This window comes from Pseudomonas sp. SDO5591_S426 (assembly GCF_054070755.1).
In genome coordinates this window covers 42434-69381 of the sequence record NZ_JBSVXD010000009.1, presented here as the reverse complement: position 1 = coordinate 69381, position 26948 = coordinate 42434, and the positions used below count along the sequence as shown (strand labels likewise).

The 26948-nt window shown below is 59.8% G+C and carries 30 protein-coding genes; 6 read left to right on the top strand and 24 right to left on the bottom strand.

Annotated features, from left to right (window positions below):
- Positions 1-35: 35 nt before the first annotated feature.
- The 6 genes from ACW9JC_RS03910 to ACW9JC_RS03885 all read right to left on the bottom strand — a co-directional run bounded on the left by ACW9JC_RS03910 (position 36) and on the right by ACW9JC_RS03885 (position 5614).
- Positions 36-920: a ChaN family lipoprotein gene (locus tag ACW9JC_RS03910; protein ID WP_457453700.1), complete on the bottom strand. Its 885-nt coding sequence runs from the start codon at positions 918-920 to the stop codon at positions 36-38.
- A 57-nt stretch (positions 921-977) separates the two neighbouring features.
- The gene (locus ACW9JC_RS03905) at positions 978-1745 is read right to left on the bottom strand and encodes a heme ABC transporter ATP-binding protein (RefSeq protein WP_457453699.1); all 768 of its coding nucleotides are present in this window, start codon (positions 1743-1745) and stop codon (positions 978-980) included.
- A complete protein-coding gene (locus tag ACW9JC_RS03900) occupies positions 1745-2728 on the bottom strand; it encodes a FecCD family ABC transporter permease (protein ID WP_457453701.1) in 984 nt (327 codons plus the stop codon). Before ACW9JC_RS03900 ends, ACW9JC_RS03905 begins: the two co-directional genes overlap by 1 nt.
- A gap of 280 nt (positions 2729-3008) precedes the next feature.
- Entirely contained in the window at positions 3009-4451 is a 1443-nt protein-coding gene (locus ACW9JC_RS03895; RefSeq protein WP_457453697.1) for a catalase, read from the bottom strand.
- 99 nt (positions 4452-4550) lie between these two features.
- Complete coding sequence (locus ACW9JC_RS03890; RefSeq protein ID WP_457453696.1) at positions 4551-4925, bottom strand: response regulator transcription factor; 375 nt, start codon at positions 4923-4925, stop codon at positions 4551-4553.
- Positions 4926-5083: 158 nt separating this feature from the next.
- Positions 5084-5614, bottom strand: coding sequence for a hypothetical protein (locus ACW9JC_RS03885; protein WP_448107181.1), 531 nt, complete (start codon positions 5612-5614; stop codon positions 5084-5086).
- A 325-nt stretch (positions 5615-5939) separates the two neighbouring features.
- Here ACW9JC_RS03885 and ACW9JC_RS03880 point away from each other — a divergent pair, with 325 nt between their 5' ends.
- The gene (locus ACW9JC_RS03880; protein ID WP_457453693.1) at positions 5940-7373 is read left to right on the top strand and encodes a mechanosensitive ion channel family protein; all 1434 of its coding nucleotides are present in this window, start codon (positions 5940-5942) and stop codon (positions 7371-7373) included.
- Between the two features lie 31 nt (positions 7374-7404).
- Here the strand turns inward: ACW9JC_RS03880 and ACW9JC_RS03875 are convergent, their stop codons facing one another.
- From ACW9JC_RS03875 to ACW9JC_RS03845, 7 genes are all read right to left on the bottom strand, one after another.
- A complete protein-coding gene (locus tag ACW9JC_RS03875) occupies positions 7405-8112 on the bottom strand; it encodes an AraC family transcriptional regulator (RefSeq protein WP_457453692.1) in 708 nt (235 codons plus the stop codon).
- 48 nt (positions 8113-8160) lie between these two features.
- Positions 8161-9582, bottom strand: coding sequence for a sensor histidine kinase (locus ACW9JC_RS03870; protein ID WP_457453690.1), 1422 nt, complete (start codon positions 9580-9582; stop codon positions 8161-8163).
- 302 nt (positions 9583-9884) lie between these two features.
- A complete protein-coding gene (locus tag ACW9JC_RS03865) occupies positions 9885-10145 on the bottom strand; it encodes a transmembrane sensor/regulator PpyR (protein WP_338581807.1) in 261 nt (86 codons plus the stop codon).
- A gap of 60 nt (positions 10146-10205) precedes the next feature.
- Positions 10206-11408, bottom strand: a complete 1203-nt coding sequence (locus tag ACW9JC_RS03860; RefSeq protein ID WP_457453688.1) for an NAD(P)/FAD-dependent oxidoreductase — start codon at positions 11406-11408, stop codon at positions 10206-10208.
- Between the two features lie 236 nt (positions 11409-11644).
- A complete protein-coding gene (locus tag ACW9JC_RS03855; RefSeq protein ID WP_457453687.1) occupies positions 11645-12019 on the bottom strand; it encodes a response regulator transcription factor in 375 nt (124 codons plus the stop codon).
- 99 nt (positions 12020-12118) lie between these two features.
- A complete protein-coding gene (locus tag ACW9JC_RS03850) occupies positions 12119-12772 on the bottom strand; it encodes a response regulator transcription factor (protein ID WP_457453686.1) in 654 nt (217 codons plus the stop codon).
- 102 nt (positions 12773-12874) lie between these two features.
- Positions 12875-14353: a sensor histidine kinase gene (locus ACW9JC_RS03845; RefSeq protein ID WP_457453684.1), complete on the bottom strand. Its 1479-nt coding sequence runs from the start codon at positions 14351-14353 to the stop codon at positions 12875-12877.
- Positions 14354-14740: 387 nt separating this feature from the next.
- Between ACW9JC_RS03845 and ACW9JC_RS03840 the strand changes: the two genes are divergently transcribed.
- Positions 14741-15715: a LysR substrate-binding domain-containing protein gene (locus ACW9JC_RS03840; RefSeq protein WP_457453682.1), complete on the top strand. Its 975-nt coding sequence runs from the start codon at positions 14741-14743 to the stop codon at positions 15713-15715.
- On the opposite strand, the gene ACW9JC_RS03835 is transcribed toward ACW9JC_RS03840, so the two are convergent.
- From ACW9JC_RS03835 to ACW9JC_RS03800, 8 genes are all read right to left on the bottom strand, one after another.
- A complete protein-coding gene (locus ACW9JC_RS03835; protein WP_457453680.1) occupies positions 15691-16119 on the bottom strand; it encodes a nuclear transport factor 2 family protein in 429 nt (142 codons plus the stop codon). The genes ACW9JC_RS03840 and ACW9JC_RS03835 overlap by 25 nt on opposite strands.
- Positions 16120-16145: 26 nt before the next feature.
- On the bottom strand, positions 16146-16877 hold the full coding sequence (locus ACW9JC_RS03830) for an SGNH/GDSL hydrolase family protein (protein ID WP_457453678.1): 732 nt from the start codon (positions 16875-16877) through the stop codon (positions 16146-16148).
- Positions 16878-16977: 100 nt separating this feature from the next.
- Positions 16978-17292 (bottom strand): type II toxin-antitoxin system YafQ family toxin, encoded by a 315-nt coding sequence (locus ACW9JC_RS03825; protein ID WP_457453677.1) that lies wholly within the window; start codon positions 17290-17292, stop codon positions 16978-16980.
- Positions 17258-17548 (bottom strand): type II toxin-antitoxin system RelB/DinJ family antitoxin, encoded by a 291-nt coding sequence (locus tag ACW9JC_RS03820; protein WP_338581798.1) that lies wholly within the window; start codon positions 17546-17548, stop codon positions 17258-17260. Before ACW9JC_RS03820 ends, ACW9JC_RS03825 begins: the two co-directional genes overlap by 35 nt.
- Positions 17549-17853: 305 nt before the next feature.
- Positions 17854-18177: a hypothetical protein gene (locus ACW9JC_RS03815; protein ID WP_457453675.1), complete on the bottom strand. Its 324-nt coding sequence runs from the start codon at positions 18175-18177 to the stop codon at positions 17854-17856.
- Positions 18178-18306: 129 nt separating this feature from the next.
- Entirely contained in the window at positions 18307-18870 is a 564-nt protein-coding gene (locus ACW9JC_RS03810; protein WP_457453673.1) for a chorismate mutase, read from the bottom strand.
- 81 nt (positions 18871-18951) lie between these two features.
- A complete protein-coding gene (locus tag ACW9JC_RS03805; RefSeq protein WP_457453671.1) occupies positions 18952-19245 on the bottom strand; it encodes a DUF7693 family protein in 294 nt (97 codons plus the stop codon).
- A 55-nt stretch (positions 19246-19300) separates the two neighbouring features.
- Complete coding sequence (locus ACW9JC_RS03800; RefSeq protein ID WP_457453670.1) at positions 19301-19870, bottom strand: acyl-CoA thioesterase; 570 nt, start codon at positions 19868-19870, stop codon at positions 19301-19303.
- Between the two features lie 105 nt (positions 19871-19975).
- Between ACW9JC_RS03800 and ACW9JC_RS03795 the strand changes: the two genes are divergently transcribed.
- A complete protein-coding gene (locus tag ACW9JC_RS03795; protein ID WP_457453668.1) occupies positions 19976-20932 on the top strand; it encodes a GlxA family transcriptional regulator in 957 nt (318 codons plus the stop codon).
- Positions 20933-21000: 68 nt separating this feature from the next.
- Here the strand turns inward: ACW9JC_RS03795 and ACW9JC_RS03790 are convergent, their stop codons facing one another.
- Positions 21001-21408 (bottom strand): hypothetical protein, encoded by a 408-nt coding sequence (locus tag ACW9JC_RS03790; RefSeq protein ID WP_457453666.1) that lies wholly within the window; start codon positions 21406-21408, stop codon positions 21001-21003.
- 236 nt (positions 21409-21644) lie between these two features.
- Between ACW9JC_RS03790 and ACW9JC_RS03785 the strand changes: the two genes are divergently transcribed.
- Entirely contained in the window at positions 21645-23318 is a 1674-nt protein-coding gene (locus tag ACW9JC_RS03785; protein ID WP_457453664.1) for a tetratricopeptide repeat protein, read from the top strand.
- A 22-nt stretch (positions 23319-23340) separates the two neighbouring features.
- Here ACW9JC_RS03785 and ACW9JC_RS03780 read toward each other — a convergent pair whose 3' ends face one another.
- Positions 23341-24927, bottom strand: coding sequence for a winged helix-turn-helix domain-containing tetratricopeptide repeat protein (locus ACW9JC_RS03780; protein ID WP_457453662.1), 1587 nt, complete (start codon positions 24925-24927; stop codon positions 23341-23343).
- Positions 24928-25188: 261 nt separating this feature from the next.
- On the opposite strand from ACW9JC_RS03780, the gene ACW9JC_RS03775 reads away from it, so the two are divergent.
- Together ACW9JC_RS03775 and ACW9JC_RS03770 are read left to right on the top strand one after the other, a co-directional pair.
- Complete coding sequence (locus ACW9JC_RS03775; RefSeq protein WP_457453660.1) at positions 25189-25941, top strand: SDR family oxidoreductase; 753 nt, start codon at positions 25189-25191, stop codon at positions 25939-25941.
- Positions 25942-25983: 42 nt separating this feature from the next.
- A complete protein-coding gene (locus ACW9JC_RS03770; protein ID WP_338581788.1) occupies positions 25984-26397 on the top strand; it encodes a cupin domain-containing protein in 414 nt (137 codons plus the stop codon).
- Positions 26398-26494: 97 nt separating this feature from the next.
- Here ACW9JC_RS03770 and ACW9JC_RS03765 read toward each other — a convergent pair whose 3' ends face one another.
- On the bottom strand, positions 26495-26887 hold the full coding sequence (locus ACW9JC_RS03765; RefSeq protein ID WP_457453657.1) for a response regulator: 393 nt from the start codon (positions 26885-26887) through the stop codon (positions 26495-26497).
- Positions 26888-26948 lie beyond the last annotated feature (61 nt).

Here is a 26948-nt window from a genome sequence, read left to right as displayed (position 1 = left end):
TGTAGGCGCTGCCGCAGGCTGCGATCTTTTGCTTTTTAACGACGCAATTTCGCGCAGTGATCCTGCTCCGGTTGTGCGGCGGTGTACCACACGTAATCCGCGCTTTCGGCGCTCACGGTCTTGCCTGCTTCGGCCAGTACCAGCACCGCGTTACCCTCGCCGACACCGAGGTCTTTCAGGTGCAGTGGCACGCCCAGGTCCTTGCGCACATGGAACGCTCCCGCCAGCAACACGGCCGGAATCGGTGCCGCCATCAAGCGCTCGGCCATGCGTCGGTCGCGCTGTTGCTGCACGGCGAGCATCGCTGGCATCTGCGTTTCAGGCAGCAAGCCGCAATGGGATTCGCGGATGTCTTCCAGCAAAGTCGCTTGCACCTTTTGCGTGGTGGACGCTTCGCCGCTGAGGGTCGGACGCTGTTTGTAGATCTGCATGATCTGCGATCGATCGAGGTTGGCCGACAGCAGCGGGTAGGGTTGGCGCAAGGAGTAAGTGACAATCGCACCGTAGACGCCCCAATCCCAATTGGCTTGCCAGGACAGCGCCTGATAAGCGTCGGCCGGTGGTTGACCCGCGCGCGTGGCGGCTTGCGCGGCGTCGACTTTCACCTGTTGGTCGGGATTGAGCATTTCCATCAGCAGGCTGCCTTGTGGACGTTGCGCCGCCAGTTGGCGCAGCAGCCACAGTTGCACGGCATGGTGATCGGGGTTGTCGTGTTGTTCTCCGACCAGTACCCGTGGCGCAGCAGCCAGACGCTCGACCAGTTCTTGCGGGGTGAGAGTGCGGCCGGTGGCGAGTTCGCGGATCACCCCGAGATCCGCGTGATTGCGACCTTGCGGTGCGATCGATGCCGGTGGCGGTGCGACGTAATGGGATTGGCAGGCCGCCAGCAGGCTGACCAGGCATAACAGCAGAATGCGCATCGGTTTTCCTTATTAGACGGTGGCCCCCTCGCTTGCAACTGCGGGAGGGGGCGGGTATCAGCGCGCGATAATCAATGGGTGGCCACGTTCCGGGTGCTGGTGAATCAGCACTTGCAGCCCGTACACCGCTTGCAGTGCTTCGGCTGTCAGCACTTCGTCCGGCGGGCCGTAGGCGTGCGGGCGTCCGTCCTGCAACAGCAGCAACTGATCGCAATAACGCGCGGCCAGATTAAGGTCGTGCAGGATCACCAGCACCGCCGCACCGCGCCCGGCGAAGTCGCGCACTGCTTGCAGGATGGTGTGCTGGTGCAGCGGATCGAGCATTGAGGTCGGCTCGTCGAGCAGCAGAATCTGCCCCTCGGCACCCGGCCACAGTTGCGCAAGCACTCGCGCCAGATGCACGCGCTGGCGCTCGCCACCGGACAAGGCCAGATAGCTGCGCCCGGCCAGGTGCAAGGCGTCGGCGGCACTCAGTGCCTCAGCGACGATTTCGGCATCGCGCACACGACCGCTGGCATGGGGCAAACGACCCATGCCCACCACTTCATTGACCGAAAAGGCGAAGTTCAGGCTCGAACTCTGCGGCAGAACCGCCAGGCGTTTGGCCCGCTCCTGACCGGGCCAGTCCGCGAGCTTGCGCTCGTCGAGGCTGACCGTTCCTTCACTGATGGGAAGCTCATCGCAAAGGGCGGCGAGCAGGGTGCTTTTACCGGCGCCGTTGGGGCCCAGCACGCCAAGGACTTCGCCCGGACGCAACTCGATATCGATGTCGGCCAGCACGGTGCGACTGCCGCGCCGCACCAGCAAGTTGTTTGCCCGCAGCATCAGGAACGCCCTCGCACCAGCAGATAAAGGAAGAAGGGCGCACCGATGAGTGCGGTGACGATGCCGATCGGCAACTCGGCCGGCGCCAGCAACAGGCGGGCAATCAGATCGGCCAGCAGCAACAGGCTGGCCCCGGCGAGCAAGGAGGCCGGCAACAACACCCGATGATCCGGACCGACCAGCAGGCGCATCAGGTGCGGCACCACCAGACCGATGAAGCCGATCAGGCCCGCCGCCGCTACGGCGGCACCGACGCCCAGCGCTGTGCACAGCACCAGTTCGAGTTTGATCCGCTCGACGTTAAAACCCAGGTGACGCGCTTCCGATTCGCCCAGCAGCATCGCATTCAACGCCGCCGCGCGACGCGGCAACCACAACGCCACGCCCACCGCCACGATCAGCAGCGGCCACAGGCGCGGGTAGCTGGCGCCGTTGAGGCTGCCCAGGTTCCAGAAGGTCAGGGTGCGCAACGTGGCGTCATCGGCCAGATAGGTGAACAAACCGACCCCGGCACCGGCCATGGCCGTCATCGCCACGCCCGCCAGCAACATGGTGGCGACGTTGGTCTGGCCGTTGCTGCGGCCGAAGCGATACACCACCGCCGTAACGATCAAGCCACCAACGAAGGCGCAGACCGACAGCAGATACGGCTCGATGGCCGGCGGCAAACCGCCCAGCATGCTGCCGCCGACGATGGCGAAAGCGGCACCGAGCGCCGCACCGCCGGACACGCCGACCAGACCCGGGTCCGCCAACGGGTTGCGAAACAACCCCTGCATCGCCACGCCTGACAGAGCCAGTACCGAACCGACCGCGATGCCAAGCAAGCTGCGTGGCAAGCGGATCTGACCGAGGATCAATTCCGCCTGTTGCGTGTCGCCACCGTCAACCGGCATCCCGAGCAAGCGCAACCCGGCCAGCAAGGTATCGCCCAGCGGCAGGCTGACCGGCCCGAGGGCCAGGGACAGCCAGAACACCAACACCAACAACAGACCCAGGGTAATCAGCATCGGCCGTGGCCGAACGATAGCCGTCATCGGTAGCTCTCTGTTGTTTTGGCAGCCTGCATCTGAGCGCCTGGATAGAACACCAGCCGTGTTTCGGTACGCATCAGGATTTTTCCTTGGACGATCAAACCTTCGAGCGGGTGATGATGCCATCGAAGCTCGGCTTGCGCACACGTCTCAATCGAGGTCCTTTTCTTGTTGGGTATGGAGATCCATTGTAGGAGTGAGCAGGCTCGCTCCTACAGGGTTTTGTGCGCTACTGACCGATCTCGGCCAACGCTCTGGAAACCCCAGCCCCATAAAACGGATCAGCCTGGGTGCAGTGAGCAACATGCCGCTGCTGCACTTGTTGCGACACGCCACTGAGCGAACGCGCAGTGTTTTCGAACAGCGCCTGCTTCTGCGATTCCGACATCAGGCGGAACAGGTTGCCCGGTTGTTCGAAGTGGTCCTCATCCACACGATGATCCCAATGCCCGGCAGCGCCGGAAATCTTCAGCGGCGGCTCGCGCCAGTCCGGTTGGTCGGCCCATTGGTCATCGCTGTTGGGCACGTACGCCAACTGGCCACCGTAGTTGCCATCCACGCGCATGGCGCCGTCACGATGGAAGCTGTGCACCGGGCAGCGGGCGGCGTTGACCGGGATCTGATGGTGATTGACGCCGAGGCGATAGCGCGCCGCGTCACCGTAGGCAAACAGGCGCGCTTGCAGCATCCGGTCCGGTGAGAAGCCGATACCGGGCACGACGTTCGATGGCGAAAACGCCGCTTGCTCGACTTCGGCAAAGACGTTTTCCGGGTTGCGGTTGAGTTCGAAATAGCCCACTTCGATCAACGGGTAATCCTTGTGCGGCCAGACCTTGGTCAGGTCGAACGGATTGACTTCGTGGTCATGGGCCTGGTCTTCGGTCATGACCTGGATGTAGAACGTCCAGCGCGGAAAGTCACCCGCTTCGATGCTGTCGAACAAATCCCGATGATGACTTTCCCGGTCGCGGCCAATCAGATTTTGCGCTTCCTCGTCGCTGAGGTTTTGCACGCCTTGCTGGCTCTTGAAGGTGAACTTGACCCAGTGCCGCTCGTTGTTGGCATTGATCAGGCTGAAGGTGTGGCTGCCGAAACCGTGCATGTGCCGATAGCTGCGCGGAATGCCGCGCTGACTCATGACGATGGTCACTTGATGCAAGGCTTCGGGCAGTGACGTCCAGAAATCCCAGTTGCTTTGCGCGTTGCGCATGCCGGTACGCGGGTCGCGTTTGACCGCGTGGTTGAGGTCCGGGAAACGCAATGGATCGCGAAAGAAAAACACCGGGGTGTTGTTGCCCACCAAATCCCAGTTGCCTTGCTCGGTGTAGAACTTCAGGGCGAAACCTCGGATGTCACGCTCGGCATCGGCCGCGCCGCGCTCGCCGGCAACGGTGGAGAAACGGGTGAAGATCGGCGTTTGCTTGCCCACCTCCGAAAACAGGCGAGCCTTGGTGTAGCGCGTCACATCGTGGGTCACGGTGAAGGTGCCGTAGGCGCCGGAACCTTTGGCATGCATGCGCCGCTCGGGAATGACTTCGCGGTCGAAGTGGGCGAGTTTTTCCAGCAGCCAGACATCCTGTAGCAGTGCCGGACCACGAGGGCCGGCGGTCTGGATATTGAAGTTGTCGACGACGGGCGCGCCGTTGATTGAGGTCAGTTTGTTTTTGGGCATGGCACGGTTTCTTAAAGTTGATGTTTTAGTTGAGTGGGGAACGTGAAAGTCTTAATTAATCGGGAACGGATAAAGAAAAGGTAAGTTGTTTAATCAATATCAAGCCCGGCGCTTCAAGGCCCGCTCTATACACGCCAGCAACGCATCGGTATTAAAAGGTTTGGAAAAATAACCTTCAGGCTTTCGCACACTGGCACTGAACTGCGGCGGCAGACCCGGTTTGCCGGTAATGAACAGCGTGGGGATATGGGTATTCCTGGCCGCCAGCGCTTCGTACATCTTTACCCCGCACATGCCGGGCATCTGAATATCCGAGATCAGGCAGTGGGTCTGCTCTGGCCCGCTGGACTCAAGAAACGCATAGGCGCTGTTGTAGGTCATTACCGTGTAACCGTAAGAGCGCAATAAACTGTCCAGTGAGACAAGAATAAGTTCGTCATCATCAACAACTGAAATAATAGCTGAGTTGAACATGTAGAAACCTTGCGTCATTGCGAGTGGCGCTAAGTGGCGCCCGCCATACTTGCAAGATACGCGCTCCAAAAATGCGGAATAGTATACTTGGGTATGTTTGGTTGGTTTTTCGCCTTAGTTGCGACGGGTTATCAATATCAAGTCTTGAGATAGAGCCTTCACCATGGTTGTTCATGGCTGAGGTTATCCTCGATCAACAACAAGAACCGCGCGGTGTGGCGGGTGCATTCTTCGAAAAAACGTTTGCTGGCGTTGTCCTTGTTGGCGATGGCGCATTCCCGGTAATCACGCAGCAAGGCATCGAAAGCCCGCAGGCGGCGCGTTCCCTGGCAAATACCTGTCAGGCAATCGGCAAAACACTGTGCCTCGTTTGTGTCATTCAGGGCGTAGAGCGATGCGCTTTCGGCATATCCGCCCAAGTCAGTGATGCCGGTGACGAGGAATTCGGCATAGTCGGTGTTGGTGCGCACCAGCCGGTGGAACAGCTGTTGAACCGGCAGGAAGCTGACGTTGTGCAGTTTCTGCTGACCCCGTTTGAGCTGAGCGAGAATGCCCAGCGTGGTGCTCAGCGTTTGCGTCAATGCATCGATGATCTCGACGCGCTCGGCGATGGACAGGGACGTGTGCGCACCATAACGGCTGATGCGCATCGGATGACTGACGATGTACAGCTTTTGCAGTGCGTTCATGACAACCGTCCTCAGGCCAGCGCATCGGCGCGATGAGTTGATTCATTCGAGGTGACCAGCGTAAATCGACGGGGTCCGGATAACACTCCTACCTCAAGACAGCGCGCTAGCACATGGGGGTCAGCCTCGTCATACCTGGGTATTAATGGTTAGCACTGAGGTAGGAGTGCCTGGCGCATTCGGGCAACTTACAGTGCCGATCAATCAGATGCACAAGGCTGGTCGCCAGCCTTCGCGGTGTTTTCTCCCATCGGCGCTAATCTGTTTTTGACGGCAATCGCCCGCAGGTTCCTGACTGCTGAAAAGGGCAGTGGAGAAATCATTGATGTTCACGTTCCTGCAAACTCACCCGTTGATCTGCGGTGTCATCCTGGTCGTGATCGACCTGGCGCTCTGGCAACTGATCGGCGCGACGCGGCACAACCTGCGCCTGTGCGTTCGCATCGGTATTTTTGTGGCGTTCAGCTGGGTCATGACCTTGGCCGGCATCAGCCCGTTGCAACCGCCACTGTGGCCGGACGACGCCGTCCTCAACCTGATGGGCACGGTGCTGGGCATTGGCTGGTGGTTGTTCGCGGCCCGGACCGTGACCATCATCGTTGGCTATGGCCTGACGTCCCGGGCCGGTCACAGCGCGCGTTTACTGTACGACCTGCTCGGCGCCGTGATTTTCCTGATCGGCATTGTCGGCGCCGCCGCGTATGTCCTGCAGTTGCCGGTCAAGGGCTTGCTGGCGACCTCCGGAGCGATGGCGATCATTGTCGGCCTGGCGTTGCAAAGCACCTTGAGCGACGTGTTTTCCGGCATCGTGCTCAACACCACCAAGCCTTACCAACTCGATGACAGCATCTCCATCGACGGCACCCAGGGCAAAGTGGTCGAAATCGATTGGCGCTCGACCCACTTGATGACCGATATGGGTGGCATTGCGGTAGTGCCCAACTCGGTGGCTGCGAAAGCGCGGATCATCAATTTCAGTCGGCCGGGTGATGTGCATGGGGTCAGTGTGATCATCGCCGTGCCCAGCAGTGTGCGCCCGCGCCGGGTCATCGATGCCCTGGAAAAAACCTTGCGCGGCACCCGTGCGCTATTGCCGGCGCGCACGGCCAAAGTCTCGGTCAAAGCCTCGCACCTGGATTACACCGAGTACGAGCTCAAGGGCTTCATCGCCTCGGCCAAAAGCAAAAATGAAATCTGCAACCTGATGTTCGACCTGGCCCATCGTCACCTCGAAGCCGCGGGTGTCAGCTGGGGCCACGGCCAGGACGAGCAGCACTGGAACCGTCAACGCCGGTTGCTGGAGGACGTGCGGATATTCCGCTCACTGAGCAATGACGAGCGTGACCGCCTGGCCGATGAAATGAGCCCCGTGGACTATCAGGCCGACGAGGTGATTCTGGCATTCGGCGAGGTTGCCGATTGCCTGATGATCATCAGCACCGGCGTGGTGTCGGTGGCAATTCATGACGACGAAAAACTGGTGGAAGTCGGGCGCATGGGGCCGGGTGAAGTCTTGGGCGAGGAGGGCATTCTTGCCGATAAACCTTCGCGTGGGGAGTTCCGCAGCATTACCAGCGGACGTCTGTTTCGCATCGAGAAAAACCTGTTCGGCAGCCAGTTGGAGCACCTCGCTGAATTGAAAACCGCCCTGAGTAATTTGCAGGATCAGCGCCAGGAAATCCGTCAGACCCTGGTCATGCAAAAAACGGTGGAGGTCAAGAAAACCGGTTTGCTGCAATGGCTGCTGCAAAGAAAGTGAACGCGGCCTTGCCCGATGCAAGGCCTGCGGATCAGGCGGCCGGATATTGCGACTGCAACAACGGGCTCCATTGCTCCTGATTGTCCGGGCGACGGTAGTAGACCACCATGCGCCGTGCGACCTGCATCGCCACCTCTCGACCGTTGTCCGCCTCGACCATCGCCAGCGCCAGATCGATCCCGGCACTGACCCCGGCGGATGTCCACACCGAGCCTTGCTGGACGAAAATCGCCTCGCGGTCGAGCTCCACCTGCGGGAACATCCGCTCGAACATGTCGGCCATCAGCCAGTGAGTCGCCACACGCAGGCCATCGAGCAAACCGGCGCGGGCCAGGAAAAACGAACCGCTGCACACCGATGTGGTGCGCCTGGCCGTGGCGGCAGCGACGCGCAGCCAGTCCACCAGCGGCGCGCTGTCGGCCATGACCTGGCGCATGTGTGGCGAGCCGGGAACGATCAACGTATCAGGTGGACTATCGGCCAGTTCACTCAGGCGCCGGGTTTCCACCACCAGACCTTCACCGGTGCGGATCGGCCCGCCGTCCAGACTGGCCGTGTGCAAGTCATAACCGGGCAAACCGAGTTCGGCCAGGCTGCGGGTCGCCGCCCAGAAGACGGTCTGGGCACCGGTCAGGTCCAGCAAACCCATTTGCGGATACGCCACGAAGATGACGGTGCGCGGTTGCGCGTGCGCAGGGTGTTGGTGTTCAGAGCGGTGGTTCAGTTCATCGATGGACACTGCTTGATCTCCGTGTCGCCGCGTAGCGGCATCAGGTGTGGATGAGGGTTATTCATCGTGTCTCAGGGTGGTCAGCGGAATTGCAAACAGGAACTGCGTGCCGACGCCCACGGTGCTGCTGACCCAGATGCGCCCGCCGTGGAACTCGATGATCGAGCGACAGATCGAGAGACCCATCCCCAAGCCGGTGGGTTTGGTGGTAAAGAACGGATCGAAGAGCGATGGGAGAATGTCCTGGTCGATGCCAGTGCCGGAGTCGGCGATTTCGAGCACTGCCTCGTTGTCCTGCACGGAGGTCTGAATCCGTAGCGTTCGAGTGCGGTCATGCACGGTTGCCATGGCCTGGCAGGCATTGATGATCAGGTTGATGATGACTTGCTGCAGTTGAATCCGGTCGCCCTTGATATGCGCGCCGGGAGCGCCCAGTTGTGAGTGTGGGCGGACATGGTGGTTGCCTATGTCATGTTGCATGAGCGTCAGTGAGTCACTGACGATGTCGTCGAACGCTTCTGCCTTGCGCTGCACTTCACTTTGACGCGACAGCGCCCTGATACAGGCGATGACATCGGAAACCCGGGCCGAGTTTTGAATGATCCGGTCCAATGAACGGCGTGCTTCTTCGAGGTTCGGTTCAGGGCGATTGATCCAGCGTTTGCAGGACTCCCCGCTAGTGATCACCGCCGCCAGCGGTTGATTGATTTCATGGGCGATGGACGCCGCGAGTTCGCCCATGGACGTCACCCGCGTCACGTGCGCGAGTTGCGCCTGGGAGTGAAACAGTGCTTCTTCGGATTGTCTGGACGCCGTCACGTCCATCAACGCGCCAACGTATTCAATGCGCCGGCCATTCTTGAACAACGGGTTGGCGATCATCTGCACGTACTTGATCCGGCCATCCGGCATGACCAGCCGATGTTCCACTTCGATCAGGCTTTGCTGGCGCGCGGCCTGCTCCAGAACACTATCGAAAATCGCCAGGTCATCGGGATGAGTGCGTCCCCGGACCATCGCCAGCGTCGGTGTTTCGTCCAGCGGGTATTCGAAAATGCGCGAAGCTTCGTCCGACCACGAAACGATGACTTCGTCATTGATGGTGAAGCCGACACTGCCGGTGTGACTGAGTTTTTGTGCGCCCAGGAAGAACGCCTCTTTGCGGCGCAACGTGTTGGTCGCGCGTTTGCTGCGCAGGGCCAGCAGGGTAATGGTGGTCAAGGCAATCAGGCAGCGCACGAATCCGGCGATCAACCGGTGATCACGATAGCCTGCGTCGGCAATAAAAGTGGCGGTCAGAATGGCCACGCAACCCAGGGCGACGGCAAGGAAGACAGGAACAGGAAAGAAGTTCGCCGACATGAACACCAGGGTGATGTAGAACAGTGTCGGAGCCACATCGAGGTCGAGATAGGCGTTGGTAATGAAGATCATGCATCCCGCTGCAATGGCGGCCAGCCAGGCGACGGCATCTGACATAAAAAGTTTCTTGCAACGTTTAATGATAGACATTTGTTCTTCCGGATTTTTGCTATCGAACGGCAACTCGCAAGGCATCGGTAATGCCGGGCAAACTCTTTGTGAGGGGTGTTGGTGTTGTGGTGCAAAAGCGCTGCTGAAACGGGCTGGTCATCCATCCTTTGGAGCAAATGTTTAGCGCGATGTCGGGTCGATCCGGCTTGAGAAAAAACGCCCGCCAGAAAAACCAGTGGCGGGCGCTTGGGAAATGTCCCGGGCCAGCAAGGAGTGGGCTGTCCGGGATACAGGCGTTGAGCTTCACATCACCTGGCAAGGCCAGGCGAATCGATGACTTGCTGGCGCCGCAGGCGATGCAGCGTCAGCAGGCGCATCACATAACCGAGCTTGATGGCCGTCGGGCCAAGAATCGTCATGGCATGGGCCATCACCACGCTGGGCAGCGACAGGTATTGATCCAGGCCGTAGGCCAGAATCGCCCCGACCACTAACGCGATCAGTCCGCCGATGAGCATGGCGTGGGACAACTTCAAAACCTGATACGGATGCTCAAAAAAACCATACATTTCGATCACCTCCGTTTTGAAGTGTCACGGCCGTGGCATTCACGGCCGCATCCGTCGTCTTCAGGCCACCGGAATCAGCGGGTCGGCTGCCGCCAATGCGGTGGCACGATCAGCCGCCGGCGGATAGATCCACACGGTGTTGATCTGGGTCTTGAGGTCCTTGGCTTCCTTTTTCACCAGTTTCACCTGGCGATCCCAACCTTCGGTGAACACCGCGCCCCAGGCGCCCAGGTCCAGGCAGGTGACGTATTTGGGTTGGCTGTAGGCCATCGGCTCGACGCCCAGCAGCTCGGCGGCAACGTTGTTGCCGGCATAACGGCCCAGGGCAATCGCATGCTGGCAGGACATCGCCGCGAAGTTGCCCAGGTCATCGGTCGCGGCGTAAGCCACGTCACCGCTGGCGTAGACATCAGCGTGACCGCGCACTTTCAGGTTCTGATCGACATGCAGGCGACCCTGATGATCGCGGGTGCCTTGCACTTGTTCGGTCAGCGAGTTGGCGCGGAAACCGACGGTCCAGATCACGGTGTTGGATTCGATGCGTCGACCGTCGGCGAGGGTGACGCCGTTGGCATCGACCGAGGCAACGGTGGCGCCGACAACCCACTCGATGCCCAGATACTCCGAAGCCTCGACGATGGATGGACTGATGCCTTCGCCCAGGGCTGATCCGATTTTCGGTGAGCGTTCGACCACGATCACGCGGATGTCGGCGTTTTCACCGAGCACGGCACGCAGGCGCGCCGGCATTTCGGTGGCGGTCTCGATGCCGGTGAAACCACCGCCAGCCACCACCACGGTGTTGCGGGCGGTGCTGTCCGGTTTGTCTTTCAGCGATTTGATGTGGGCTTCCAGGCGGCTGGCCGATTCGATCTCGTCGACGTCGAACGCATGTTCCAGCATGCCTTCAACGGGTGGACGCTGCAGCTTGCTGCCAGCGGCCAGCACCAGGCGATCGTAGCTCAGCTTGCCCTCAATGCCCGCGGCGTTGATGTAGCTGACGGTTTTGCTTTTCTCGTCGATGATCTCGGCCGAGCCTTTGACGAATTTCACGCCCACCGCGTCGAACAAATCGTTCAGTGGTGCCTTCATGGTGTGCACGTCAGGCTCGTAGAAGCGCGGGCGGATGCGCAGTTCGGCCTGAGGAGCCAATACGGTGATCTCGACGTCATTTCGATCGTGCTTGTCCAGCAGACGGGCGGCGCTCAATGCGCTCCAGACCCCACCGAACCCTGCACCAATAATCAAAATTTGCTGTTTCATTGTTTAGCTCCTGAAGAACAATCGAGGGCGTAAAAAAGAATGTGCGATGTAAGCGCCATCGCGGCGGTTGACCACTTGCGACGCGAGAAAGCATCACTAAACAGTCGGGTTCGGCTTGATCTGGAACAGATGTTATTCGAGGGGTCTGGATCTGACACTGCTACATAGGGTCAGCCGAAGTATGACTAGGTATTAACGAGCTATACCAAGGTGTTAGTTGCTTGAATCGGCAGATGTTAGTTGCGTCGGTTAAGGACCGTTTCGATACAGGCGAGCAACTTTTCGGTGGAGAAAGGCTTGGGGAAAAAGGCAATGGGTTTCATGGCGCCGGTGCGCGGCGGGCGCTGCGCGTAGGGGTTCCCGGTTATGAAAATCACCGGGATATGAATGCCTTTGGCCACCAACTCTTCATACATGGTGATGCCGTCCATTTCCGGCATTTGTATGTCGGAGATCAAACAGGACGTATTAACCGGGCCATCGGAGAAGAGAAACTCATGCGCGCCTTCGTAGGTTCGCACTGTATAACCATAGGATCGCAATAAACTGTCCAGCGCCATTCGAACGGATTCATCGTTATCGACAACGGCAATCATTGCCTTATTGCACATAGTGGTGTCCTGCCTGGTAGCACAGAGCACTAAATAGGCTCTGCGCCATCCTTGCAAGATACGCCGTCCTGAAAGGGCGCACAGTATACGTGGGTATAGTCACCTGATTACTGGCTGGGCCGAGATCACCTCAGACATGCGCACCAGATCGGCAAAGGATCGCGCACCCATTTTGCGCATGGCCTGGCCGCGATGGATTTTTACGGTGATTTCGCTCAAGCCGATTTCACCGGCTATCTGTTTATTCATCAAACCCGAGGCGGCCAGCGCCATGACCGTTTGTTCCCGCGCGCTCAGCGTCTGGTGCCGTGAGCGCAATTCATCGGCGTGGCGCTCGGATTCGCGTCGCTGTTTGTCCCTGCTATGGGCGGCGCACACCGCATCGATCAGGTCCTGTTCGCGAAAGGGCTTGGTCAGGAAATCCACCGCTCCGGCTTTCATTGCCCGCACGGTCATGGCGATGTCGCCGTGCCCGGTGATGAACACGATGGGCACGTTGATACCGGCGGCGGCGAGTTCGTTTTGAAAGTCCAGGCCACTGCTGCCTTGCAGCCTCACATCCAGCACCAGGCAACTGACCGTGTCCGGACGCTGGTACTTCATGAACTCGGCGACCGAACCGAACAACTCGACCCGCAGGCCGATGGAACGCAACAGGCTGCCGAGGGATTCGCGCAGCGGCGCATCGTCATCAACGATGAAAACCATGGACTCGTTCCGGGTGATTTTGTGGAGTGGGTGCTGTTCGTTCATTGCGGGTTCCCAAGGGTTGGACGTGCAACCGCCCTCGCTTTATTCCTGGCGAGGGGCGCTACATTAATTGTCAGCCGGGCAGGCGGCACTCATACCTGTGTATTAAATGGCCGCTGCGAAACCTTGATCGTTGGCAACGCGTATCGGCAGGGCAAACAGGAACGAGCTGCCCTGGCCGCTTGTGCTGGTGGCCCAGATCCGCCCTTCGTGGAAATCGATGATCGAACGGCAAATGGAAAGCCCCATGCCGAGGCCGTTTGCCTTGGTGGTGAAAAATGGCGTGAACAATTGCGGCAAGACTTCGGCGGGAATGCCGGGGCCTTGATCGGCCACTTCGAGAACTGCTTCGTTGTCCTTCACCCTGGTGCGGATGCACAGCGCCCGCTCGCCAGGGCTGACCGCGTCCATGGCCTGGCAAGCATTGATGATCAGGTTGATGATCACTTGCTGCAATTGCACGCGGTCGGCGCTGACCTGGCCGCCGAACGCGGTCAGCTCGATTTTCGGGGTGATCTTGTGATGCGCCAACTCATAGCGAACCAGGCTCAGGGTCTCGCTGACGATGTCGTTGAGTGATTCGTTCTGGCGCAGCGGGCCGCATTTGCGCGACAAGGCCCTGACGCGATGGGTGATTTCGCTGGCTCGGTTGGAGCTGGCGATGATTCGTTCGAGTGACTGGCGTACTTCGAATACATCGGGTTGCGGGTGCCCGAGCCAATTGCGGCAGGCTTCGGCGCTGCTGGTGATCGCTGCCAGCGGTTGATTGACTTCATGGGCGATGGAGGCGGCCAGTTCGCCCAACGTCGTCACGCGGGTGACATGGGCCAATTGGGTCTGGGCGCGACACAGTGCTTCTTCGGCCAGTTTGCTGGCGGTCACGTCCATCAATGCGCCCAGGTACTCAAAGCTGCCGAGCGGTGTGGCAAACATGTGCAAATACTTGATGCGCCCGTCAGGCATCAGCAACCGGTGTTTGACCTCGATCAAGGTTGCGTGGCGTGCGGCCTTGTCAAAACCGGCCAGTACCAGCGGCAGGTCATCGGGGTGGGTTCGCGCCAGGAACAAGTCCACCGAGGAGGGTGCGCCCGCCGGGTATTCGAGTATCCGTGCCGCCTGCTCCGACCAGCCCATTTTCCCAAGGTCCGCGCGAAAGCCGAAGCACGCGGTCTGGGTCAGGCGCTGGGCCCCGACCATGTAGACTTCCTTGTGACGCAGGTTGTCGGAGACCCGTTTGCTGCGCAGCGCCAGAAAAATGATTGCCGCCAACACGGTCAAGCTGCGCAGCAAGTCCGTGACCGAGTCCCAGCGGCTGAATCCGCCGTGATACAGGCACATCGACGTCAGCACCAACATGCAGAACAACGCGACCACGATCACCGCGCTGATCGACAACAGGTTGATCGCCATCAGCAACAACGCGATGTAGAGCGTGGTGGTAGTGAGGTCGGATTGGGTTTCGGTGTTGATCAGGATCCCGCACGCCACGACCAATCCCATCAGCCACACCAACAGGTTTTCCAACGGCTTGAGGTTGAGGCCGAGCAAGTGACGAGAGGCCCTTTGTCCTGAGTTGTACAGCATCTTGCTGTAGGTTCCTTTTGCAGAGGCGGGCGCGCTGCGTGCGTTGGCAGGCTTTTTTTTAGGGATTTCGATCATGCGCGCCTCGGTGGTTTGTTCGGGCTGGGGGCGGAGAATCGGTTCAGTATCCTAGAAGCACGGGCTCGCACCCCGTTAGGACAAAAAACCCGAAAAAACTGCCATGGCAGCGAATGGCGCTTCAGTGGAAAAGTCGAGGAAGTGCTTAATTGGAATAGGTTTTTTTTGCGGGAGTTATACGGAAGTATCAACGCACTCACCTAATGCATGATCGCGCTGTCCGCAGGTACGACAGACCTTTTGCCCCCGCCGCCATACCCTGTTCAGGCACCTTCCCGAACTCAAATGGCCGCGTGCCGGGTAGCGAACCTCATGAACAGAAATGACCTGCGTCGTGCCGATATCCACCTGCTGGTGGTTTTCGAGACGATGATGCATGAGCGAAATGTCAGCCGCGTCGGCGAAAAGCTGTTCCTGGGGCAGCCCACCATCAGCGGTGCCCTGGGCCGTTTGCGCGTGTTGTTCGATGACCCGTTGTTCATACGTTGCGGGCGATTGATGGAACCGACCGCACGGGCCGAGGAAATCTTCGCCAACCTGGCACCGGCGCTGGATGGCATCGCCGCCGCGTTGAGCCGTTGCCAATCGTTCGACCCGCACACCAGCGAGGCGACCTTTCACGTAGGCCTGTCCGACGATGTCGAGTACGCGTTGCTGCCGCGGCTGTTACGGCAACTGCGGGTCGAGGCGCCGAGCATCAAGTTGATTGTGCATCGGGTCGATCAGCAGCAGATGTCGCAAAGACTGGTCAACGGCGACATCTCAGTAGGCATCAGCCATACCCTCGACCTGCCGGCGAATGCCCGACGCAAAGGCTTGCGGCCGATCCGGCCAATGCTGTTGCGGTTTGACACCCGATCCGGTCCGTTGGGCCTGGACGAGTTCTGTCGGCGCCCGCATGTGGTGGTGTCGTCCGTGGGCAGCGCCTCGGATGACACCGACCATGCCTTGAGCCTGCTGGGCCGGCAACGCAAAGTGGTGCTGACCGTCCCGCAGTTCAGTGCATTGCCGGGGTTGCTGGCGCAAAGCGACATGCTTGGCATCGTGCCGGATTACGTGGCCAAGGCGATGGCGTCTGTGCCGGGAATGAGAGCCGAGCCGGCTCCGTTGCAACTGCCGGCACCGGAGCTTTCGATGGTCTGGCGCGCAGCGGTGCACGATGACTCTGGCCAGCGCTGGTTACGTTCGCGCTGCAGTGCGTTGCTCTGTGAGCCGGTCGAGTTGCAGGTCGTGCCGAAATCTCGACCGGTGTTGCACAACGATCAGGCTTTGCTGGCCGCCAGGTAAGCGCCGAGACGTCGACCCATTTCTTCGCCCAAGGCCTGCAAACCACTCATTGGCCGGACCATGACCTCGAAGTCGACGATTTTTCCCTGTTCGTTGAAGCGGATCATGTCGATGCCCTTGAGCTGTTTACCATCAACCTTGGCGCTGAATTCGAGGACCACATTCAGGCCGTCGGCGGTCGCCAGTTCACGGTGGTAGGTGAAGTCCTCGAACACCTCGAACACCGTGTTGAGAATCATCGATACCACCGGCGCGCCCGGATACGGCGTGTGCGCCATTGGCGAACGGAACACCGCTTGCTCGTCCAGCAACGCAGGCAAGGCCTTCAAGTCACCGGTGCGGATCATCGCGTGCCACAGGTTCAAGGACTCCGCGGCTTTGGGGTGCAATTGCAGTTCAGACATATTCAACTCCTGTTTTTTGTTGTTGTTCAAAGCGTGCCTGATGCGGTGTGACCAAACTGTCGGGCGATGACCTGCGCGGCGTCATTTGCCCACACGCTGTAGATGGCCGGGCCCGGATGGAAACCGTCCCGCGCCATCGCCCCGGCCACGGGGGCCAAATGGGTTGTCAGCATCCTACAGCGATCCTGACGATCCGCCAGTCTCTCAAGATGCGCATTGAAACGCGCCGCGCGGTTACCGAGATACCAGCGCAGTGGTTGCGGTAGCGCGGGAAACAGGTGCATCGGCGGAAGAGGGGAGATGACGACCAGCTTGACCCCGAACTTGTCGAGCAGCACGTCCAGCAACTGCTGTTGACGGGCGATCCACTGCGTATCGGTGATCGTGCTGGTCACATCGTTGACGCCGATGGACAGCAGCGCGACATCGAAGGTTTGCGCGGCATGTTGTTCGAGCAGTTCCAGCAGCGCTTGCGAATCCAGACCCGACCGCGCCCAGAGCGTCCACCCAACCTGATAATCCTTGGCCAGACGACTGACCACCTGGCCGCTCAGCGCTTCAGCCTGAGTCGCTGCCCCGACACCCGCCGCCGCACTGTCGCCGAGAATCAGCAAACGCAGCGCCTCGCCATTGCCGACCAGCCCTTGGCGCTCACCCTCGGCCTCCGGCAATTTCGGTGTGACGCGCCGCGTGTACATGCCCTGCATCAGCAACACGGGGCCAAGCATGATTTTGGTCAGGGCTTCGGTTTTGCTCATGCGCAGGTTTCCGGAAAGGGGAGCCTAGATTCGCTTAAATTCCGCCCACGAAAAAGCCCGAATCAATCGAGGTTTGTTGTATCGCAGATGAAGTACCGTGTTACTTGAACAGTTCCGAGTGACTTCCGAGATCGACAAATGTCAGTAGGTCGGAGCGCGTGTGTTCATAAATCATCAAGAAGTCACCACCAATGTGACACTCTCGAAAACCAGTCCAATCCCCCGACAACGCATGGTCCAGGTACTGCGCTGGTAATGGGTCTCCCAGAAAAAGCATGACCATTACCTGACGAACCTCATTCATGTCACGGCGCCCGGCACGCTTGTAACGTTCCCATGACTTCTTGAATTCCGAGGTCTGTGCACACTGCTTGGGCAGTTCAGCGCGTTTTTGCTTTTTCTCCGGTTTCGCCATCAACGTCCCTCAGCATTTCGTCTATCGAGTCGAAGCGCTGGCGAATTTCGCGTGCTTCCATCATGGCGCGAGCTGTTTTCTCCGATGGGACGCGAACTTCAAACGGAAGTCCCTGAGTCGCTACTACTTGTCGAAGAAACAGACGCATGGCATCACTGATGCTCAGTCCACAAGCGCTCAAGACTTCGGTAGCTCGTGCTTTCAAATCCTCATCAATGCGGCAACGCACGTCCGTCGTTTTAAGTAATGCACCCATGGCAGTAACCTCATCGTTGATTTGTAGCTACATTGGCGCTACCTCCAGCATTCTGGTTGAACGGGGGCTTTGGGGTCAACCGCAGCTTGATCAGTGGCTCGATGCGTTCCGGCCAATTGAGTTGCCAGTCCCATATTTCAAACCTTTACGCACGCCATGAATATCAGCCTGATCCTTTTGTTACATGGGATAGGTCCGGCGCCTTTGCAGGAAATTGCCGATGACGTTGAACTCTTTTCAACGCCCACGAAAAAGCCCGGCTGATCAGGCCGGGCTTTTCGTGGTATTGCGGTGAAGCATTTCGTTTAGGCGACGGCGTTGCCTTGCAGACGATCCGAACCATCGGCAGCGACGGTGTTGCCTTGCAGGCGATCCGAGCCGTCAGCGGCGACGGTGTTGCCTTGCAGACGATCCGAGCCATCAGCAGCGACGCGGTTTTCGATCAGGCGATCAGAACCGCCTTCAGCCACACGATTCTGGATCAGACGGTCCGAACCACCTTCAGCTACACGGCTTTCAATCAGTCGATCCGAGCCGCCTTCAGCGACGACAGGTTGGGCAGAAGTTGCGGCGAAAGCGTTAACTGCAAAGATCGAGAAAGCGATGCTGAGGATGGTTTGGCGTTTCATGATCGTATGCTCCGGGGTGTTGTTGGTTGGTATGGAGCTGATGTTACGCCCTGGAGTTTTTAAGAGAACTTCATTGAGTTAATGGTGACTATTGACGCAGTCAATGGTTGCCCTGCGCCGTATTCGTGGTCATTGATCGGTGACGCACAATTCCCCGGTTGCGCGGATCAGGGCCTGGCCGTGCAGGGCATCCTTGATCAGGGCGGAGCGCTGTTCGGCCAGCCACGCTGGGCATTCCGGGTCGACGCGGTAGGGCACGAAATCGGCGTACTCCTGCAACAGACGGGTTTGCAGTTCATCGAGTTTGGGGCGGATCTGATTGAGGTCCGGTCGTGGCACATCCGGCGCCTTGTGCGCCGCCTGCCACTGAGCGATCAAACCGTACTGCACCAGTTTGTTGGCTTCGATCTGCGCGGCGATCAATTCTGCGGCTTCGTCCGGGTCCACTTTGCGCTCGACGGCCTGCTTTTTGGCGTTGGCAATCACCAAGGCTTCCCGGGCGGTATCCTGGATCGGTTTGCCACTGTCCCACTTGGTCAATGCCACCTGATCAGCAATGTTCAGGCGCTCGTTGATCGTGTTCAGCAGCGGTTGCAGGGTTTCGGGTGCAGCGGTGGCGGCCTGGGCGCCGCTGGCGAGTATGCCGAGCAGGGCACAGCTCAGCAATTGCGGCAGGCGTGGGCAGTGGAACATAAGCAAACCTCTTGGGCATGGGATGCGCATCAGGTCTTATGTATCACAGCTGAGCCCGAGGCATGAAACACGACAGTGTATTCAACCCGTTACAGTGGCGGCCAACAGTCGTTCAATCTGTGCCAGTTCCCAGGTGCTGAGCAAGCTCACCGGGTCGGTGCCGAAGCGCTGTCCGCCGTTGAATTCGCGACCGTCCGGGCTCTGGCAATGCAGGCAGTGGCGCAGGTGTGTGCCATCGACATCAAGGCTAAAACGCCAATGCTCGATGTCGACATGCACCGGACCGGGTTGATCTTCAAGGCGCTTGAGCGGGCGCAAGTCCAGGGCTGCATCGCGCAATTGCTGGTAAACCTCGCGGGCGGTCAGGGGCGGCACGGGTGTCTCCGGGCAGTGGGTGAAGGCGACAGGATAGAGCGTGCCCCTGAGACTGTCATTCGACGGTCTGTGCCTGCCGGGTACGCGGTGCCTCTTCGTCCCGCAGCTGAAGGCTCATGTCGTCGCAGCTTTGCGACCAATCTGTCAGCCACTGTGGCATTTCCATAGATTGCTCCGGCAACCCCAGTTCGCGAGCAAATTCGCCGGGCGGCACCGTGCCTTTCGCTGCACGGAACAGGCCGCGCATCACCACCACGCCAACCACTCGGCCATTGCTCACGAAACGGTGCTCCATGAAGCTCCACTTGTGATCCCAGCCGAGCATCCGCGTGTGAATTTCAAACGCTTCGAACAGCCTCAACTCACGACGAAACTTGCCCCAGGTATCGCCGACGATGGGCACCGCCTTGTTGCGCAGCGCCACACGAAATGCGCCACTGCGCAGCACGTAATCCATGCGCCCGATGTCGGCCAGGGTGAAATAGCGGCCGTTGGTGACGTGCCGGTTGAGGTCCAGATCCAGCGGCCACACGCGCATGTGCACGACGGTGGTGGCCAAGGCATCCACGGGCTTGCGCCACGGACGACGAAACAGCATGAGGAACAGTCGGAACCAGAGATTCATAAGTACGCCGATGATGAAGTGATGGCTGCACTTTAGGCGTCGGAAATCGGCTAAGGTAGGTGCGCAAATGACTTTTTTCATGCGAAAAGCGCAACAGGGGTTTTTATGCACATCACCTTGCTTCTGGCTGATCAATGTTCCGCCGCCAGCGCGACCCTGGCCCTGGAAGTGCTCAGCGCTGCGAACCTGTTCGCCGAAGACTCGCCGTTCGAGGTGGTGAGTGCATCGCTGGATGGCGCGCAAGTCGCCGCGTGGGGAGGGCAGACGTTACGCGCAGACCGGTCCATCGCCGAGATCCCGCGAACCGATCTGGTGCTGATCCCCGGATTCCTTTTCACCCTGAAAGACGCCTTGCCGACCTTCGCAGTGTATGGCCCATGGCTGCGTCAACAACACGCGCAGGGCGCGGTGGTGGCGTCGATGTGCACGGCGGCTTTCATGTTGGGCGAAGCGGGGTTGCTGGATGGCGTTCGCAGCACCACGCACTGGGCCTTTGCCGACCTCTTTCGTCGCCGCTACAGCGCGGCGTGTCTTGAGGAAATGCAGATCATCTGCGAAGACCAGCGCGTGATCACCAGCGGCGGCGCGAGTGCCGCCATGGACCTGCTACTGCATTTGGTGCGTCGCTTTGCTTCACTGGAACTGGCGCAGAAGTGCGGCAAGTATTTGCTGGTCGACTCGGTGCGCAGCGAGCAGTCGGTGTATGTGATGTGGTCATTGCCGAAAAACCATGGCGATGGTGAAGTGCTGCGGGCGCAGAACTGGCTTGAGACACACTTCGACCAGCCGTTGCTGATCGATGACATCGCCCAGCAATTCGGTTTCGGCGTACGCAATTTCAAGCGGCGCTTCAAGGACGCGACGGGCTATACGCCGATTACCTACCTGCAAACCCTGCGTCTGGAGAAAGCCAAACAGCTGCTGGAATCCACCCGCATGACCCTGGACAGCATCACTTATGCGGTGGGCTACGAAGACGGTAACTCGTTCCGCAGGCTCTTCCGCCAGCGTGTGGGATTGTTGCCAGCGGCGTACCGCAAGAAATTTCAAGCGGTCGCATGATGTCGAACACGAAAAAGCCCGGCTGATCAGGCCGGGCTTTTTGCGGGTGGAGCGGTGAAGCAAAGTGTTTATGCAGCGCGGTACTTGATCAGGCGATCGGCACCGCCTTCAGCGACAAGGTTGCGCAGCAGACGGTCGGAGCCATCGGCGGCCACTTCGTTACCTTTCAGGCGATCCGAGCCATCAGCGGCAACGGTGTTGCCTTGCAGACGATCAGAACCATCGGCAGCCACTTCATTACCTTTCAAACGATCCGAACCATCGGCCGCTACAGCGTTACGCTTTTCCAGCAGGCGATCCGAGCCGCCTTCAGCCACACGATTCTGAATCAGACGATCCGAACCACCTTCAGCCACACGACTTTCGATCAGTCGATCCGAGCCGCCTTCAGCGACCACAGGTTGAGCAGAGGTAGCGGCGAAAGCGTTAACTGCGAAGATCGAGAAAGCGATGCTGAGGATGGTTTGGCGTTTCATGATCGTGTGCTCCGGGGTGTTATGGGTTGGTATGGAGCAGATGTTACGCGGTGGATTTTTTAAGAGAACTTCATTGAAGTGATGGTGAACATCGACAACATTGATAGGGCGAACGGCATACCCCTTGTGGGCGTGATGATGCGGCGTAGCCTGTCGTCGGCTGCACGGCCCGGCCAGTAGCGTGGGGGTATGCTGGTTCTTCGCAGGTTTCATGCTCTGATCTAGAGGATAAACCGATGCACGACTACTACGATTTGGGCACCTACAGCCGCCCGGTGACAACGAGTTCGCCACAAGCCCAGCTCTGGTTCGACCGTGGCCTGATGTGGTGCTACGGCTACAACCACGACGAATCCATCCGCTGTTTCCAGAAGGCCCTCGAACACGATCGCAATTGCGCGATGGCCTACTGGGGCATCGCCTACGCCTCGGGTCCCAACTACAACAAACGCTGGGACGCCTTCATCGAACAAGAGCTCAAGGAAGCCGTGGCCCAGGCCCGGCTGGCGACGCAAATAGCGCTGGTGCGTCTCGACGGCGCAACGCCGGTGGAGCAGGCGCTGATCCGCGCGCTCCCGCAACGCTACCAGGCCGAACAGGCCAATAGCGTTGACGAACTCTTCAGCTGGAACGATGCCTACGCGGCGTCCATGCGCGATGTCTACCAATCCTTCCCCGACGACCCCGACGTGGTGGCGCTGTTCGCCGAAGCGCTGATCGATCGCACGCCGTGGCAGTTATGGGATCTGAAAACCGGCGAACCGGCAGCCGGTGCCGACACCCTTGAGACAGTGGCCGTGCTCGAACGAGCGTTACAACGCATGGAGCAGCACGGCGATGCGCCGCACCCCGGTGTGCTGCACATGTACGTTCACACCATGGAAATGTCGCCGTACCCGGAACGGGCGTTACGCGCCGGCGATGTCCTGCGCGACCTGGTGCCGGATGCCGGACACTTGCGTCACATGCCGTCGCACATCGACGTGCTCTGCGGTGATTACCGTGGCGCCATGATCACCAATCACCGGGCGATCCAGGCCGACAGCCAATACCTGGCACAGGAAGGCCCGATCAACTTCTACACGCTGTACCGCAGCCACAATTACCACTTCAAACTCTACTCGGCGATGTTCCTCGGCCAATACCAACCGGCGTTGGAAGCCGCCGAGCAACTGAGCGAAACCATCAAGGAAGAACTGCTGCGCGTCGAGCAACCGCCCATGGCCGACTGGCTGGAAAGCTTCGTGTCGATGAAGGTCCACGTGCAGATCCGCTTCGGCAAATGGCACGACATCCTCGCCACACCGCTACCGGATGACCAGGCGCTGTACTGCGTGACCACCGCCATGTTGCATTACGCCAAAGGCGTGGCCCATGCGGCTTGCGGGCAAGTCGACGCCGCCGAAACCGAGCATCACCTGTTCCTCGAAGCGTGGGCCCGAGTGCCGGATACGCGCTACCTGTTCAACAACCAATGCAACGACATCCTGGCCGTGGCGGCCGGCATGCTGCGCGGCGAAATCGAGTACCGCAAAGGCAACGTCGACGAAGCCTTCGCCCACCTGCGCGAAGCGCAATCACTGGACGACCACTTGCCCTACGACGAACCCTGGGGCTGGATGCAACCGGTGCGCCACGCACTCGGTGCGCTGCTGCTGGAGCAGGGCAGGGTCGAAGAGGCGTTGCACGCCTACAGCGCCGACCTCGGCCTGGACAACACCCTCAGCCGCGCGTCGTGGCATTTGGATAATGTCTGGAGCTTGCACGGCTATGTGGAATGTCTGAAACGACTGGGGCGTGATGCCGAAGCGGCGGCTGCGCAAGTGCGGCTCAACCTGGCGATGGCGCGGGCGGATGTGGAGATCAAGGCGTCGTGTTTTTGCCGGGTAGGAAAGGGGTGTTGTCAGTAGCCCAGGGACCAGCCAGTTGCGATCACTCCGGCAACCCCGCCAACCGCAGTCCATCGGCGAACCGGGCGAAGTCTTCGGGGCGCTGGATCGGCAGCCAGTCTTTGAGGTTGGAGATGCGCAAAGAGGGGTCCAGTTCGTGCAGGCGCTGCATCGCCACTTTCGCTTTATCCAGGCGCCCGCTGAGTGCATGACAGGCCGCCACCAACGCCACCGGAGGCAGCAGGCTGGGCAAGTTGCCCAAGGCCTTTTCCGCCCAGTCCGTAGCGGCATCAAAGTGTCCGGCGAAGAAGTGCGCCAGCGCCATGCCGACCTGCATCCGGAACATTTCCGGGTCCAGCGGACTCAAGCGAACGGCATGGCTCAAGTCCTTGATGGCCGCGTCGGTTTCACCGTGCAGCGCACGCAAGATGCCGCCGAGGAACCAGGCGGGCGCGAAGTTGGGGTTGAGCAGGCGCGCCCGGTCGAGCAGGGCAATGCCGCCGTCGACCTCGCCGGCGAGGTGGCTCAGCGCATGCCCGCCGCGCGTCAATGCGACCGCATCATCGCGGCCAAGCGTCACCGCCAGGCGCGCGAGCCGAATTCCTTCGGCAATCTCGGCAGGCCGATCGTTCATCCAGCCATTGAGCTTGCGCCAGAAGTGGCACCAGGCAGCCATGCCGTAGGCCGAGGCAAATTCTGCATCGAGTTCGATGGCCGTGTAGAACATCGGTAGCGCTTCCTCGATGGCCTCCCGATTGCCGCTGTGCAATTTGGCCATGCCGCGCAGGTAGTAATCGTAAGCGTCGAGGCTGTCCGTCGGCTTGCGTTTGGCGCGTTCGATTTCTGCCCGTTCGAGTTGCGGCGCGATGGCGCCGACCACGCTTTCGGCGATCTGATCCTGTAGCTCGAAGATGTCGTCGAGCAGGCCTTCGAAACGCTCCGCCCAGATGTGCGTGCCGTTCGTTGCGTCGATCAATTGCCCGGTGATGCGCACCTTGTTCCCGCACTTTCGCACGCTGCCTTCCAGCACGTAACGAACGCCCAATTCCTGGCCAACGCCTCTGGCGTCCACCGCCCGGCCCTTGAACGTGAAACTCGAATTGCGCGCAATGACGAACAGCCAGCGGATGCGCGACAGGGCGGCGATGATGTCCTCCACGACGCCGTCGGCGAAATATTCCTGCTCCGGATCGCCACTGAGGTTCTGGAAGGGCAAAACGGTAATCGAGGGTTTGTCCGGGAGCACCAGCGCAGAGGAGGGCGTTTGCCTGGAAAAAATCGCGTGTTCGTTGATGTCGGGCTGGCGCTGTTGCCCGTTATTTTCGACATTGACCTGCCCGACAAAGCGGTAACCCTTGCGGGCGACCGTGCGCACAAGGCGCTGTTCTTCGCCGGTATCGCCGACGGCCTTGCGCACCGCATTGATGTGGCTGGTGATCGTCGATTCCGAGACGATCCGGCCGCTCCAGACGGCTTCGAGCAAGTCGTCTTTGCTGACCACGCGATCGGGGTTGCTGACGAACAGCAGCAACAGATCGAAGACCTGCGGGCCGACGGCCACGACTTGTCCGCGCAAGGTCAGCTCCCGGCGATCCTGATCGAGCACGAAGTCATCAAATGCGAACTGCAAAGTGAGCATCCCCTGGCGAAGCGCCCTCAACTCCGTGTCCCAGGCGACTGGCGATTGGTATCTGACGCTGATGATACGGCAGGTCGAACGCCGCTGCACCGTCAGCGGCAAGGGCCGCTGGACGATCAAGAATTTCTTTGGACGTAAATCCAAGCGTTCGCCAAGGCAAACCCAAGCCCGGCGCAAGGACTCGCCGCGCGCGTGCAGGCAATCTTGCTCCACACCGACGCAATGATTGCCGTCGACAAGTGGAGAGAACCCATGAAGATCGTCGTTATCGGAGGCTCCGGCCTCATTGGATCGAAACTTGTGAACACCCTGCGCGAGCGCGGCCACGACGCGTTCGCCGCCAGCCCCAGCACTGGCGTGAACAGCATCACTCGCGAAGGCCTTGCCGAAGCGATGGATGGCGCTGATGTGGTGGTCGATGTAGCCAACGCGCCGTCGTGGGAGGACCAGGCCGTCCTCGACTTCTTCGAAACGTCGAGCCGCAATCTGCTGGCTGCCGAAGCGGCTGCCGGGGTTCGCCATCACGTTGCCCTGTCGATTGTCGGAACCGAGCGGCTGCCTGAAAACGGTTACTTCCGGGCCAAAGTTGCGCAGGAAAACATCATCAAGGCATCCGGCATTCCTTACACGTTGCTGCGTGCCACACAGTTCTTCGAATTTGTCGGCGGCATTGTCCAGTCGTTCACCGTAGGTGAGGAGGTTCGCGCTTCGCCGGCGCTGATCCAGCCAATAGCGTCCGACGACGTGGTGGCGGCGCTGGCCGATGTCGTACTGGCTGCGCCGGTCAATGGCACGGTCGAAGTCGCCGGTCCCGAAGCCCTGCCGATCGACGAACTGGTCAGGCGCTTTATGCAGGCAACCGGGGACAACCGCAAAGTCGTGCCGGACGTGAACGCCCGCTACTTCGGCGCCGTGCTCGACGACCAATCGTTGACCGCCGGCAAGAGCGCGCGTCTGGGTGCGATCCGCTTCGAAGACTGGTTTGCCCTGTCGGCGAACCGCTGACAATCGCACCATCACATTCCCACCCACGTAGGAGCAAATGCCATGGTTACTCGCATGCTGTTGGCCGCTGTTTTCACAGTGCTTTCGATCGGCGCGGCGTCGGCCGCTGAGCCGCCTCCCGGCAAGGTGACGGTGGTGTTCGACCGTCCCATTCCCAACATTCCTGGCAAGAGCATGAAAGGCGTGGTCGTCGAGTATGGGCCGGGCGCAGCCTCGCCAGCGCATACCCATCCGAAAACGGCTTTCATCTATGCAACGGTCCTGGAAGGCTCGTTTCGCATCAAAATAAAAGGCGAGCCGGAAAAGGTCTACCACGTCGGCGAAAACTTCGTGGAGGAGCCGGGCTCCGTGCACGAAGTCAGCGCCAACGCCAGCGACAGTCAACCAGCACGCCTGTTGGCGGTGTTCGTCGTCGACAGCGATGACATGCCGCTGGTGACGCCTCTCAAAAAGTGAGCCGAACTGATTGGCGCTCGACAGTCGGGTGGCAGGTGGCTGCCGCCCAATGGCTGCTGGAGAGCTGCAAAACAGGTAACGCAGAGGGGGATTCGGATCAGTGGCGCTGGAGCAGGGCGGCTTCGATGCAGTTCAGCAGCCTGTCGCCGTCACAGGGTTTGGGCAGACAGGCAACCAACTCCGGGGCATGAGCGCCCAGTGGCGGAGCTGCTGCGGGATAGGCGGTAATGAATATCGTGGGAATGTGAAAGCCCGTCGCGACGAGTTGTTCAAGCATCTCGACACCGCTCATTCCCGGCATCTGGATATCGGAAATCAGGCAATGGGTTTCGGTGGAAGCGTTAGCGTCGAGAAACTCCAGGGCGCTGCAATAGGTTCGGGTTTTATATCCGCCGGACCGCACCAGGCTATTCAGGGCACCTCGAACGGAATCGTCATCATCGACAATTGCAATAATTGTGGCACTGCGTGTCTGGGGGGATTGGGTCATGTAATGGGCTCGTGACTACGCCGGTTGTACCTACAAGATACGCGGTCTTCAAGGTGGGAAA